Raw genomic sequence first — 13,619 nt, 5'->3', positions numbered from 1 at the left:
TCGAATGAACACCGAGGTGGTGGTGATCGGCGGTGGTCAGGCAGGACTGGCCGCCGGCTACTACCTGCGACGAGCCGGGCTGGACTTCGTCATCCTCGACAATCAGACGCACGCCGGCGGGTCCTGGCAGGACTACTGGCCGTCGCTACATCTGTTCTCGCCGGCCGAGTACTCGCGACTACCCGGTTGGCCGATGCCGCCGTGGCACAGCGGCTTTCCTCCGGCATCGCACGTCGTGGACTACCTGCGGGCGTACGAGAAGAAGTACGACTTGCCGGTGCACAGGCCCGTCGACGTGAAGTCCGTGCATCGTACGACCGAGGGCTATCGAGTCGACACCGACGGCGAGTCGTACGGTGCCGCAGCAATCGTCAATGCGACGGGAACGTGGTCTCGGCCGTTCTGGCCGAGCTACCCGGGTATGCGTGAGTTCGGTGGAACCCAGCTGCATGCCGCTGACTACCGAACGCCGGGTCAGTTCGTGGGCAAGCGAGTGGGAATCGTCGGCGGCGGAAACTCGGCTGCTCAGATACTTGCCGAGATATCCACGGTCGCGCAGACCCTGTGGTTCACCAACCGCGAGCCCAAGTTTCTCCCCGACGACGTCGATGGTCGGGTGCTGTTCGATGTCGCCAGCGATCGGTCCCGCACTCTGGCGGCAGGCGGTCCCGATACCGGCGGGGTCGCCGGTCTGGGCGACATCGTCATGGTCCCGTCGGTGCGGGAGGCCAGGGATCGCGGAGTGCTGCACGCCCGGCCGATGTTCACCGCGATCACCACCGACGGCGTCACCGACGGACATACGACGGAGAAGCTGGATGTAATCCTCTGGTGCACCGGATTCCGACCCGCACTGCGGCATCTGCAGCCGCTGCACCTGCAGACCGAAGGATCGGGAATCGTATTGGACGGCACTCACGTTCGCGGCGAACCGACGCTGGTGTTCCTGGGCTACGGCGACTGGACCGGCCCGGCCTCGGCGACGCTCATCGGCGTCGGCCGGACGGCACGTGCAGCAGTGGACACTCTAGTTCGACGAGGAAAGGTAGATCAGACATGAACGAATACCCCGTAGTGGTGGTCGGCGCAGGCCCCATCGGTCTCGCTGCCGCGGCGCACCTGACCGAAACCGGTTCTGCCGTCATCGTTCTCGAACGTGGACCGTCGGCCGGATCGGCGGTGTCCGAATGGAATCACGTGCGGCTGTTCTCTCCGTGGTCCGAGGTCGTCGACCCGGCTGCCGCCCGACTGCTCGAACCCACCGGTTGGACTCCACCGGACGGCGACACCTACGCCACCGGACGCGAATGGGTGGAGCACTATCTCGCGCCCCTCGCTGCTGTGCTCGGCGATACCGTCCGAGTCGACTGCGAAGTGGTCGGCGTTGCCCGCCGGGGACGCGACCGCGTCGTCGACGCCGGACGCGACACCGAACCACTGTCGGTGCATGTTCGCCACTCCGACGGCAGCGAGGAACGCATCCTCGCTCGCGCCGTGGTCGACGCGTCGGGCACCTGGGGATCACCGAATCCATTGGGCAGCGAGGGACTTCCGGCCATCGGCGAGAAGGCCGCCGCCGACCGCATCGACTACCGAGTCCCCGATCTGGCCGATCCGGCGATTCGCTCTCAGTTCGCGGGCAAGCACACCGTCATCGCCGGTAGCGGTCACTCCGCGCTGACCGCCATCATCACCTTCGCAGAGCTCGCCGCCGACGAGCCCGGCACGACGCTCACCTGGGCCGTGCGTCGAGGCGTCACCGCGGAGGTCTTCGGCGGCGGCGCGGCCGACGAACTCGCGGCGCGCGGCGCACTCGGCCAACGCGCGAAGAAGGCCGTCGACGACGGTTACCTCACCGTGGTCTCCGGATTTCGCACCGAAGCCGTTGCGGTGCAGGGTGATCGGCTCACCCTCGTGGGCGACGGCGGCACCCGTATCGAGAACGTCGACCGCGTCGTCGCACTGACCGGGTTCCGTCCGGACTTGTCGTGGTTGTCCGAAGTGCGCCTCGATCTCGATCCCACTCTGCAGGCACCGAAGTTCGTCGCCGAGCTGGTGGATCCGAACATCCACTCCTGCGGCTCGGTGTCACCACACGGAGTCGAGGAGCTCACTCAGCCCGAGCCCGGCCTGTACCTGGTTGGCATGAAGAGCTACGGACGTGCGCCGACGTTTCTGGCGATGACCGGATACGAGCAGGTGCGCAGCATCGCCGCCGAACTGGCGGGCGATCACGAGGGCGCGCGAAAGGTGGAGCTGACGTTGCCCGACACGGGCGTCTGCGGTGGAGCCGGCCTGTTCGACGAGCCCGACGCCCCCACGACCAGTGGATGCTGCGGTGTCTCCCCAGAAGCTGAGGCACAACTGATCTGAGTGTCCACTATTTCGTTCCAGAAGCGGGATCGCGCCTCCCGGCTGAAATGGTGGACACTCAGATCACCTACGACGTCAGCCGAATGCCTGGTACCCCAACCAGCCGGCGAGGCCGAGTCCCAGAATTCCGACGCCGACGCGGAGCACGATCGCCGAGATCACCTTGACGGTCGGTGGCCCGCAGGCACCGCCGACGAAGCAGCCGATTGCGAGAGCCAGAGCGGCCCACCAGTTCACGTGACCGGAGAACGAGAAGATGATCGCCGCAATGAGATTGGCGATGCCGAGGAAGAAGCTCTTCAGAATGCTTGCGCGCCAGAACGTATCGGACGTACAGATCAGCGCCAGGGCCAGGAAGATAACCCCGGCACCGGCTCCGAAGTAGCCCCCGTAGATGGCGACGGCGAACAGCGCCAGCGGGTACAGCGCCGGAAATTGCTTGCCGCCGGACAGCGTTCGGATTTTCGGCTGCAGCAGCAGTGCAATCGCAGCCATCGCGACCAGGAACGGCACGATGACCTCGAACGATCCCTCCGGAGTGACGAGCAACAGGATGGCCCCGGTGGTCCCGCCGAGCGCCGAGTAGACGGCGTAGCGAATCAGCTGTTTGCCGTCCTTGGCGAGTTCGGCCGACGAGCTCGTAGTGGCACCCACTCCGGCAGCGACCAGCGCGACGGTGTTGGTGACGTTCGCCGAGACCGCGGGAAGCCCTACCGCCAACAGCGCCGGATAGGACACGAGGGATGCGAGCCCGGTGACGAACCCGATGAGGCCGGCGAAGAACCCGGCCACCACCAGTAGTCCGAAATCGAGCACAGTCACCGAACAAAACTACCGTGCCTAACGATCGAGCCCCTATTCGACGGGGTTCGCCATCTCCTGCAGCAAGCGGCTCGTCATCCGCACTGCCTGATCCCCACCGTCGGCGTCCTCGATGTAGACGGCGAAGGCGACATCGCCGCTGGTCGCGAGCACGAAGCGATCATCGCCGCTCTCTCCTGCAAATCCCTGCACGCCGTCGAACGTATCGAGACCACTGCTGTTCGACGATGCGGCCACGATCTCACGCAGGCGGGCTGCAGCGTCAGGGCCCATGGGCTCGGCTGCGCGGTCTGCCACTGCAGTCTGCCCGGCGACGATGGCCGGCGTTGGCGCGCTGCCGCGGGAGATCGCTGCTGCCATCTGGGCAAGCCCGAACGGTGTCACCGTCGCCTCGGCTCCGGATGCGGTGGAGACGTTCCGAATACCGTCGATCGCGCTCCGGCTGTCGGCGGGGGTGCCGGTGTAGGCGTCGAGACCGGGCATCGCATAGTGGATTCCCAGACCCAATCGTGCTGCCGCGTCTTCCGCACTGTCGTCGCCGCGATCGGCCTGTACGGCTTTTATCAACTCCGACGCGGTGCCGGCCGGATAGGAGCCGGCGAACACCACGTCGCCCTGCTCGTTGGCGTAACTGTTCTGTGCCGCACCGAGAATCGCACCGGTCGACGTGGACACCGCCACGATCGACGCGGACGTACCCGCCATCACCACAGCGTTCTCGGCCGCCAGTTGGACGCGCGGATCGAGTGTTGCGTGCAAGTCCGGTCCGCCCGGTCCCTGGAATCCCACGCGTCGTTCACCGGTTCCGTCGACGGTGTAGGTGTCGACGGCCCAGCCTGCGGTGGCGTCGCGGCCGGATTGCCACGCGGCGCGCAGGGAGTCGAGCACCGGGGAGGTGATTCGACGGTCGTCGACGATGAGCTTCGGCTGCGGGGCGACCACCACTCCCGGCACCGCTCGCAGATCGTCTTCGAGAACGGCGAAGTCGTCGTCGCGCAGTGTCACTGCGGTGATCGGAGCTCCGTGGGCCGAATCGAGTTCCTTCAGTAGCGATTCGGAGGTGATCAGCGGCGCGACGACGTCGATGACATCGGCGAGTTGCTGAGCCGACGCCGCCGGATCACTCATCTGGGCGGGGTCGAGAGAGATGGCGTTGATGGTCCGCTCGCTCATCAGCACGTTGTTCGCGGAATCGAAGATCAACGGCGGAGCGGCGTCGGTGCGGGTGTAGCGAACCGACCCGCCCGAGGTCAGATCCGGAACGAGCGTGGCCGGATCCCACGCGATACGCCAGCCGACACTGAGCTTCTTGGTTGCGCCCTGAGCGCTGTACTTCCAGTCCTTGCCCTCGCCGAAATTCCAGGCGGACGCGAGCGTGAAGAATCCGCTCTCGTCGGAGAGATCCATGTACTGAGTCAGGTCGAAGTCGCCCGTCGATCTACCGTCGGCCGACAAACCGTCGAACATCTGATTCAGAGCTGCCGTCGCGGCGTTCGGGTACGTCGTCAGTGCTGCCGCCGCCGCGACATCGCGGTTGTCCAGCGCGTCGACGAATTTGGAGACCAATACCTCGGCCTCGCTCGGTGGGCGGTCGACCATCCAGAACACGGCCGAGACCGACAGCGTCGCCGATGCTGCAACTGCGACGAGGTAGCGACCGCGGACCTTGCGCGGGCCACGACGGACACGACTCATAGAACTCATGAGTCACAATATTCACTGTAGTCACACGAGTAACAAGCACGAGATTCATACAAGCCGGTCACGATTGAGATACGGAGTGGTCCGTTTACCTCGGGCTGTTACCTCAGAAAGCGTCCTGCAGCCTCGATGGCGGGCGCCGAACTTCCCGCGTTGTTCACGAAGACCGCGAACGCGAGATCCCCGGAGATCCCGACGAACCAGCCGTGCGCTCCTTCGTTGTTCGGCCCGAATTCGGCGGTTCCGGTCTTGCCGAGCAGCCCCGGAATGTCGTTCAGTGCCGTGGCCGTACCACCGGTGATGGTATCGCGCATCATGGCCTTGATCTGCTCGGTGACCTGTGGGTTCACCGCTGCCGGCTGCATGTTTCCCACGCCGGGCTTACCCGAGACGACCGTCGGCGGGAGCAATCCGTTGTTCGCGATCGACGACGCGACCAGCGCCATACCGAACGGCGACGCAGTCACCTGCCCTTGGCCGATGGCGGATTCGACGCGCTGCGCCGGGGTGTCGGCCGACGGCACCGAACCGGTGACGGTCGTCAGGCCCGGGGTCACGTAGTCGACGCCGAGGCCGTACTGCGCGGCCGCGTCGGTCAGACCGTTCGGCGGCAGGGCGACGCCGAGTCGGCCCATCGTCGTGTTGCACGATTTCGCGAAGGCAGTGTGCAACGGAACGTCGCCGAGCGCGAAGTTGTCGTCGTTGGGAATCTGACGTCCCTCGATGTTTTCCGTCGCCGGGCACGGCAACACCGTGTCGGGGGTGACGGCACCGGATTGCAGAGCAGCCGAGGTGGTGACCGTCTTGAAGGTCGACCCGGGCGGGTAGAGACCGGTCAGAGCAATCGGGCCTTCCGCATCCGCCGCGGCGTTCTGTGCGACGGCGAGAACCTCTCCGCTGGACGGCCGAAGCGCGACGATCGCAGCCTGCTGCGGCACCGACGCCAGGGCGTTCTCGGCCTTGATCTGCAACGCCGAGTCGACGGTGGTCGCGATGTCGTCACCGGTGGAGGCATCGCGACCGGCAAGCTGGGTGACGGTGTTGTCGGCAGCGACCGACTGGATCGCCCAGCCTCGATTGGCCGCCTGCTCCTGTTCCCACAGCGTCGTCAGGTCGCTGAGAACCGGCGAGACAAGATTGCGATCGGTGGCCAGCAGCCGAGTCTGTGGCGCCAGGGTGACTCCCGGAACGGCTGCGAGCTGCGCGCCGATGGGATCGATATCCGCCTGACGGAGCGAGACTACGGTCGCCGAATTACCCTGTGCAGCAGCAACAGACGACGCAACAGACTGGGCGGTGATCCCCGGAACGATGGATCCGACGAGAGCGGCGACGGCCACCGGATCGGCCGTCGCATCGACGTTGACGAGGGTGACGACCTGCTGCGACATGAGCTCGCCGCCGTTGGCATCGAAAACCCTGGGCGCGACCAGCGCGTCGGTCGGGGTGAATCGGACCGAGGAATCGGCCGTCAGTCCGGGGACCAAGATGGCCGGGTCCCAGGTGATCTTCCACCCTTGCGGAGTCTCTGCTGCGGTCGCAGACGTCGTGTAGTTCCACTCTTTCGGCTGGCCGTCCGGTTCCGCCGTGCCGTCGGTGGTGGTCGAGAAGCGCCAGCCGGCGTTCAGCGTGAACGTGCCCGCATCCTCGTTCGCGTCGACAGCCTCGAAATCGGGAGTGGCCGTCACCGTTCCGCCGCCGGACAGCCCGTCGTACAGCTGGGTGAGCGCGGTGCCCGCCCCCGCGGGATCGGTCGTCAGCGCGGCTGCCTGATCGATGTTCGAGCTGCTGACGGCGGCCGCGAACTGCTCGGCGACCGTCTGCGGCTGATCGGGCCCACTGTTTCCGCAGGCAGCGACCACCAGGGCCAGCACGGACACGATTGCGGCCAGAGTCGTCGGTCTTCTCGTTGTGCGCACGGAGTCGATCATGCCCCAGGCCTCCGACGAATCGGCGGTGGCGCGAACCCGAGATGGGGTGTAATCATGTAATCAGTATTACTGAACCTACAGAGGAGTCACCATGAAACCCAGTGGACGCTCGTTCGGTCGCCCCGGTGGCTGGCAGCACGCAGATGTTCCCGACGCCACCGATGCCGGCGACTGGTTCGGCGGCAGATTGCCCGACAGCTGGTTCGAGGGCACCGCGTCGGTCGAGGTGGATCGCGAAGAGATCGTTGTGGTCGGGACGTTGCCCACCGAGGAGGGCAGTTCACCTGCCGCCACCGAAGGCCGCATCGCCCGATTCCGAGAAGGCACACGGGCCGAGCGCATGCAGATTGCCGACGAGGCCGAGAAGCGCTACGGACGCAAGGTCGCCTGGGGCGTTCGGACCGATTCCGAGGTAGTCCTGTTCACCCACCTGGCCGTCCCGGTCATGACCCGCCTGCGTCAGCCCGAACGACGCGTCCTCGACACCCTCGTCGATGCCGGAGTCGCGCGGTCTCGTGCAGACGCTCTGTCGTGGGCCGTGAAGTTGGTCGGCGAGCACACGCAGGACTGGTTGGACGAACTGCGCGGAGCCATGTCGACAGTGGACGAACTACGCAAGAAGGGGCCCTCGGTCTAAATCGCTTGCGGATTGCCCACGTTCGGCATTAGCGTGGAGATCGCCTTGTTGCCCACAGATTCGGAGAGGCCATTGCTCTTCCAAAGGTTCTAGACGCCTGCAGTTCGACCGCACGCACACCTTTGGAGCATCCATGCCTCATTCATCTTCCCTCTCTGTCTCCGATCTGACGTTCTCCTGGCCCGACGGCGACCCCGTGTTCGACGCGTTGTCGGCCATCTTCCCCAGCGGCACAACAGGTCTCGTCGGATCGAACGGTGCCGGAAAGTCGACCCTCCTGAGATTGCTCGCCGGAGAAGTGACACCGCAGCGCGGTTCGATCTCGATGCCCGGCGTCCTGGGTTATCTCCGTCAGGACATCGCACTCGACCCCGAGCTCCCGGTGGATCGCGTGCTGGCCATCGATTCGGTCCGAAAGGCATTGCATCGCATCGAATCCGGTACATCTTCCGAGGACGATTTCGCCATCGTCGGATCGGCCTGGGACGTCGAGGAGCGCGCGCTGGCGTTGCTGAACAAGCTCGGTCTGGGCGGCTTCGTCGGCTCCCTCGACGACCTGGATCGACCGGTCGGCACGCTGTCCGGTGGCGAAGCGATGCTGCTGGCTCTCACCGCGCAATTGCTCGCCGAACCAGACGTACTGCTGTTGGACGAGCCGACCAACAACCTGGATCTCGTTGCACGAGAACGACTGTATGCGGCCGTGGACGGATACTCGGGGGTACTCGTCGTCTGCAGCCACGACCTCGAATTGCTCGAGCGTGTCGATACCATCGCCGAGGTCCGCGCCGAACGCAGCGGCACCTCCCGAGTACGCATGTTCGGTGGAAACTACACGCACTACCGATCGGTGATCGACGCCGAGCAGGAAGCCGCGCGGGCGAGCATCCGAGACGCCAAGAACGACGTGCGCAAGCAGGAACGCGAATTGGTCGACACACAAATCAAACTGGATCGCAGGTTGCGCTACGGCAAGAAGATGGCGGAGCAGAAGCGCGTACCGCCGGTCCTTGCGGGCCGACGCAAGCGGGCCGCACAGGAATCGGCCGGCAAACTACGCGGTACCCACAGCGATCGCGTCGACGATGCCCGGACGTCACTGTCTGCCGCCGAGGATCTCCTGCGCGACGATCGCGAGATACGCGTCGACCTGCCCGCAACGAAAGTCCATCCGGGACAGGTAGTTCTGACTCATGACGACGTTCACATCGTCGGTCCCGAACGCATCGCACTCGTCGGGCCGAACGGAAGCGGTAAGACCACCCTGCTGCGCAGTCTCGACGCCGCCGACGCCGAAGTGCCGTGGAAATACCTTCCGCAACGCCTCGACATCTTCGACGAAACACGCACCGTTGCCGAGAACATCGCCGACGTGGCACCGCACGCCACCGCCGAACAGATCCGTGGCCAACTGGCCCGATTCCTCTTCCGCGGATCCGACGCCGATGCCGTCGTCGCCACCCTCTCCGGAGGCGAGCGACTGCGAGCCGCACTGGCACGAATCCTGCTGTCCGAGCCTGCACCGAAACTACTGATGCTCGACGAGCCCACCAACAACCTCGACATCACCAGCCGCCAACACCTCATCGACGCACTGAACACATTCGAGGGTGCACTGATCATCGCCAGCCACGATCGCCCGTTCCTCGACGCGATCGCCCCTACCCGCACCATCGACCTGACGCCGATCGCCCAGCCCACCGAGTCGGCCGAGTCGGCCGCGGAAACACCCACCCGGGAGGAGTCAATGTGACGTTCGGTGGCCTTTTCGGGGGTCAATGTCACGTTGAGTGGACTTCCAGGGTCAGAATCGGAAGGTGGAATACGCCTCGAATGCAGATGATGGGACGCAGATCGCATACACGGTGGTGGGGTCCGGGCCGCCGTTGTTGATGGTGCACGGCAGTTTCCTGACGCACACGATTTGGCGGACGTTCGGATATGTGAAGGCGTTGCGCGGGACTCGGCAGCTCATACTGGTCGACAGTCGCGGTCATGGCCGCAGCGAGAAGCCCCATACTCCCGACGCCTATGCCATGGCCAATATCGTCGGAGATCTGACGGCGGTTCTCGACGCGGTCGGCGCTCCGACCGTCGACTATCTCGGCTATTCGTTCGGTGCGCGGGCCGGTCTCGCGTTGACGGCGGCGAGGCCCGAACGCGTGCGTTCCCTCGCGGTGGGCGGCGGTAGTCACGGCGCTCAGGCGGGAGCGTTCGACAGGCTGTTCTTCCCGGGCTGCGCGGACGTGTTGGAGCGCAGCGGCATGGACGGGTTCCTCGAGGCATGGAACGCGCACCGCATGTTCCCCATCGACTCGGGAACACGAGCGGTGTTCTCCGCCAACGATGCTCAGGCCATGGCCGCGTACATCCGAGCGTCCGACGCCGATCCCGGCCTACCCGACGACGTCCTGCAGCACTTCACGCAGGCGTCGCTGTTCTACGTCGGCAGCGAGGATCGAACCCGGCTGGGCGACACCCGAGCCGCTGCCGCGCTGGTGCCCGACTCCGAACTGCACATCGTTCGCGGATTCGACCATGCGACGACGATGGCCGCATCGGCCGAGGTGCTCGAATTCCTAGAGCGGTTCTGGAGCAACTGATCTGAACGCCCACAATTCGCGTCGAGAATCGGGATCCCGTCGCGAGCAACCAATAATGGGCGCTCACGTCACCTACGACTACCGACCCTGCCGGCCCCACCCACAACTGAGCTCAGCGTCCACAATTCGCCTCGAGAATCGGGATCCCGTCGCGAGCAACCAATAGTGGGCGCTCACGTCACCTCTTCAGCGCGGGGAACTGGTCGTCACGCCACTCGCTGTCCAGTGGTCCGACGGCCGCGTCCTCGCGGGCGCGCAATTCCACGCGGCGGATCTTGCCCGAGATGGTTTTGGGTAGCTCGAAGAACTCGATACGCCGAACTCGCAGGAACGGGGCCAGGTGCTCGCGGGCGTACTTCAAGATCTCGAATGCCGTGTCTTCGTTGGGTTCCCAGCCAGCTGCGAGTGCAACGTACGCCTTGGGGACGGCCAACCGCGTCTCGTCGGGAGCCGGAACGACGGCCGCCTCGGCCACCGCGGGGTGTTCGATCAGCACGCTTTCGAGCTCGAACGGGGAGATCTTGTAGTCCGAGGCCTTGAACACGTCGTCGGTGCGGCCGACGTAGGTGATGTAGCCCTCGGAGTCCCGCGATGCGACGTCACCGGTGTGGTAGTAACCGTCGGCCATGACGGCAGCGTTGCGTTCGGGGTCGCCGAGATAGCCGGTCATCAGGTTGAACGGCTGCTGCGCCAGGTCGAGGCAGATTTCGCCCTCGTCGGCCAGTTCGCCGGTGGTGGGGTCGACGATGACCACGGGGACGCCGGGCAGTGGCCGGCCCATCGATCCGGACTTCAGCACCGCACCCGGCGTATTGGCAACTAGCGCAGTGGTTTCGGTCTGGCCGAAGCCGTCCCTGATGTTCAGGCCCCAGTCCTGCTGCACCCGCGAGATCACCTCTGGGTTGAGCGGCTCACCGGCACCGATTGCCTCACGCAGTGAACCACCCCCGCCGGCAAGGTCTGCCTGAATCAGCATGCGCCACACGGTCGGTGGCGCGCAGAACGTCGTCACCTCGGCCCGGCGGATCTGCTCGAGCAATGCCTTCGCGTCGAACTTGCCGTAGTTGTAGATGAAGATGGTCGCCTCGGCGATCCACGGTGCGAAGAAGCAGCTCCACGCATGCTTGGCCCAGCCCGGCGAGCTGATGTTCAGGTGCACGTCGCCCGGGCGTAGTCCGAGGAAGTACATCGTGCTCAGATGCCCAGCGGGATAGGAGATCTGAGTGTGCTCGACGAGTTTCGGCTTGCTGGTGGTACCGGAGGTGAAGTACATCAGCAGACGGTCGGTGGGTGCGGTGACGGACTCGAACGGCCTGGCCTCGACGGAGCGGGCATCCGAATAGTCGATCCAACCATCGTGGGCGGTAGTGGCGATTCGCAGATAGTCTCCGGGCACGTCGTCGAATTTGCCGGTGTCCGAGGGGTTCACGATCACGGCGCGAGCATTGCCGCGCACTACTCGGTCGGTCAGGTCGGCGGGCCCGATCGCCGTGGTCGTTGGCATCAGGACCGCTCCGAGCTTCATCACCGCGAGCATCGACTCCCAGAGTTCCACCTGGTTGCCCAGCATCAGGATCACCGAGTCGCCGCGGCCGATTCCCTGCAATTCGAGCCAACGCGCCACCTGATCGGAGCGACGCGCCATGTCGTCGAAACTGTATTTGGCCTCGCGGCCGTCCTCTTCGACGATCCACAGCGCGGTGCCGTCGTTGCCACGGGCAACCGCGTCGAACCAGTCGATGGCCCAGTTGAACGTTTCGCCGAACGACGGCCATTCGAAAGTCGCTACCGCACGGTCGTAGTCGCCGTAGGTGTCGAGCAGAAGATCGCGTGCGTTTCTGAATGCCATATATGCCGAGTCGACCATGTTTCCTCCTGCGCCTGTGATGCCCATCACCGCCACGGTAGGGGAGATGAACAATTCCTCGCTACCCCTGAACGGGGGTGGCAACTCGGCTAGCCTCGATCACCGTAGCCATCCGATTCTTTGCGATCGCGTGCGTACTGGGGATCATTCACGCCGCGTTCTCCGCCTATTGGGCTGCAGGCGGTCGATGGCTGCTCGACACCGTCGGTGCCTTCGCCACGGAGTGGGTCGACTCCGAACCGGCAACGGCACGAACGGCACTGCTGGTGCTTGCCCTCGTCAAACTCGCCGCAGCAATTCTTCCGGCCCTCGCCTATCTGAACCGGCCGCGCCTGGCAGCACAGAACCGGACGAGGGTGCCGTCGTTGATCTTCGGCATATCCTGGCCCGGCTCTGTACTGCTAATTGTCTGGGGCGGTGCGTCGTTCATCGGAGCGGTGATCGGATTGGTCGTCTCGGACGAGAACCGATCAGTCAAGTACGGTCACCTGTTCTTCGACGGCATCTTCCTGCTCTGGGGCGCAGCGCTTCTGACGGCACTGATCCTGTCCAGAAAAGTCCCGTACCAACCGCGTTAGATGCGCTCCCCCGTCTCAGGGTGGAAGAGGTGGATCGCACCGTCGAGTCGCGTCAGCCCGATGCTCTCGCCGATCTTGGCCGGAGCTCGAACGGCCGAGCGGGCGACGAGTGAGACCGGCCCGCCGTCGAGCCCCTTGACCTTCGGGTCGTCGAGGTGTGCGTAGAGGTAGGACTCGCTGCCGAGTTCCTCGATCAGATCCACCTTGCCCTCGAAGCCTTCGCCGCCGCCCTGCACGATGCCGAGCTGCTCCGGGCGTAGCCCGACGGTGACGTTGTCGAGGCCGAGGCTCGCGAGCTTGGTCAGCTCGTCGCGTTCGAGCGGAAGCAGGAACGAGCCGATCTGAACGCCACCCGAGCCGATGGGAACCGTCATCAGGTTCATTGCAGGCGAGCCGATGAAGCCGGCGACGAATGCGTTGACGGGGTTGTCGTACAGATCTGTGGGAGAGGCGAACTGCTGCAGTTTGCCACCGCGCAACACGGCAACGCGATCACCCATCGTCATGGCCTCGACCTGGTCGTGCGTGACGTAGACCGTCGTGGTGCCGAGTCGACGCTGCAACGCCGCGATCTGCGTTCGCGTCTGGACTCGCAGTTTCGCGTCGAGGTTGGACAGGGGCTCGTCCATGCAGAACACCTGCGGCTCACGAACGATGGCACGCCCCATGGCAACTCGCTGACGCTGACCACCCGAGAGCTTGCCGGGCTTGCGATCCAGGTACTCGGTGAGGTCGAGGATCTTTGCGGCCTCGGCCACCTTCTTCGTGCGCTCCTCGAGGGACACACCACGCATCTTCAGGGCGAAACCCATGTTCTCCCCGACGGTCTTGTTGGGGTACAGGGCGTAGTTCTGGAACACCATCGCGATGTCGCGGTCCTTCGACGGCACACCCACCATGTTCTTGCCACCGATCTCGATGGCACCACCGTCGATCTCCTCGAGACCGGCGAGCATCCGCAGAGCAGTGGACTTGCCGGAGCCGGAAGGCCCGACCAGCACGACGAATTCGCCGTCCTGGATGTCGAGGTCGAGTGAATCGACGGCGAGCTTGTCGGCACCTTCGTAGACGCAGGATGCCTTCTTGTACGTGATTGCAGCCATGGGA

Annotated in this window: 11 protein-coding genes; 6 read left to right on the top strand and 5 right to left on the bottom strand. The window is 65.0% G+C overall.

Going from position 1 to position 13,619, the window contains the following annotated elements:
* The first annotated feature begins 4 nt into the window (after positions 1 to 4).
* Together CH278_RS18245 and CH278_RS18240 are read left to right on the top strand one after the other, a co-directional pair.
* Positions 5 to 1,060 carry an ArsO family NAD(P)H-dependent flavin-containing monooxygenase gene (locus tag CH278_RS18245; protein WP_032406044.1) on the top strand — a complete coding sequence of 352 codons (1,056 nt, stop codon included), beginning with the start codon at positions 5 to 7 and terminating at the stop codon, positions 1,058 to 1,060.
* Entirely contained in the window at positions 1,057 to 2,373 is a 1,317-nt protein-coding gene (locus tag CH278_RS18240) for an FAD-dependent oxidoreductase (protein ID WP_032406043.1), read from the top strand. Before CH278_RS18245 ends, CH278_RS18240 begins: the two co-directional genes overlap by 4 nt.
* A gap of 75 nt (positions 2,374 to 2,448) precedes the next feature.
* On the opposite strand, the gene CH278_RS18235 is transcribed toward CH278_RS18240, so the two are convergent.
* The 3 genes from CH278_RS18235 to CH278_RS18225 all read right to left on the bottom strand — a co-directional run bounded on the left by CH278_RS18235 (position 2,449) and on the right by CH278_RS18225 (position 6,827).
* Entirely contained in the window at positions 2,449 to 3,195 is a 747-nt protein-coding gene (locus CH278_RS18235) for a sulfite exporter TauE/SafE family protein (RefSeq protein ID WP_032406042.1), read from the bottom strand.
* A gap of 33 nt (positions 3,196 to 3,228) precedes the next feature.
* Positions 3,229 to 4,899 (bottom strand): NTF2-like N-terminal transpeptidase domain-containing protein, encoded by a 1,671-nt coding sequence (locus CH278_RS18230; protein WP_441344195.1) that lies wholly within the window; start codon positions 4,897 to 4,899, stop codon positions 3,229 to 3,231.
* 98 nt (positions 4,900 to 4,997) lie between these two features.
* Positions 4,998 to 6,827, bottom strand: a complete 1,830-nt coding sequence (locus CH278_RS18225) for a penicillin-binding transpeptidase domain-containing protein (RefSeq protein WP_094622550.1) — start codon at positions 6,825 to 6,827, stop codon at positions 4,998 to 5,000.
* A gap of 91 nt (positions 6,828 to 6,918) precedes the next feature.
* Between CH278_RS18225 and CH278_RS18220 the strand changes: the two genes are divergently transcribed.
* From CH278_RS18220 to CH278_RS18210, 3 genes are all read left to right on the top strand, one after another.
* Positions 6,919 to 7,464, top strand: a complete 546-nt coding sequence (locus CH278_RS18220; protein WP_032369511.1) for a hypothetical protein — start codon at positions 6,919 to 6,921, stop codon at positions 7,462 to 7,464.
* 133 nt (positions 7,465 to 7,597) lie between these two features.
* Positions 7,598 to 9,217: an ABC-F family ATP-binding cassette domain-containing protein gene (locus tag CH278_RS18215; protein WP_094622549.1), complete on the top strand. Its 1,620-nt coding sequence runs from the start codon at positions 7,598 to 7,600 to the stop codon at positions 9,215 to 9,217.
* Between the two features lie 64 nt (positions 9,218 to 9,281).
* The gene (locus CH278_RS18210) at positions 9,282 to 10,067 is read left to right on the top strand and encodes an alpha/beta fold hydrolase (RefSeq protein ID WP_094622582.1); all 786 of its coding nucleotides are present in this window, start codon (positions 9,282 to 9,284) and stop codon (positions 10,065 to 10,067) included.
* Between the two features lie 178 nt (positions 10,068 to 10,245).
* Here the strand turns inward: CH278_RS18210 and CH278_RS18205 are convergent, their stop codons facing one another.
* Entirely contained in the window at positions 10,246 to 11,961 is a 1,716-nt protein-coding gene (locus CH278_RS18205) for an AMP-binding protein (protein WP_373557337.1), read from the bottom strand.
* A gap of 50 nt (positions 11,962 to 12,011) precedes the next feature.
* On the opposite strand from CH278_RS18205, the gene CH278_RS18200 reads away from it, so the two are divergent.
* Positions 12,012 to 12,512 (top strand): DUF3995 domain-containing protein, encoded by a 501-nt coding sequence (locus CH278_RS18200; protein WP_204847323.1) that lies wholly within the window; start codon positions 12,012 to 12,014, stop codon positions 12,510 to 12,512.
* Here the strand turns inward: CH278_RS18200 and CH278_RS18195 are convergent.
* A complete protein-coding gene (locus CH278_RS18195) occupies positions 12,509 to 13,615 on the bottom strand; it encodes an ABC transporter ATP-binding protein (protein ID WP_027495338.1) in 1,107 nt (368 codons plus the stop codon). The genes CH278_RS18200 and CH278_RS18195 overlap by 4 nt on opposite strands.
* Between the last annotated feature and the right edge of the window lie 4 nt (positions 13,616 to 13,619).

It is taken from the genome of Rhodococcus sp. 05-2254-5 (assembly GCF_002258575.1).
Lineage (GTDB): Bacteria > Actinomycetota > Actinomycetes > Mycobacteriales > Mycobacteriaceae > Rhodococcoides > Rhodococcoides fascians.
This window is presented reverse-complemented; position numbering and strand designations above follow the sequence as displayed.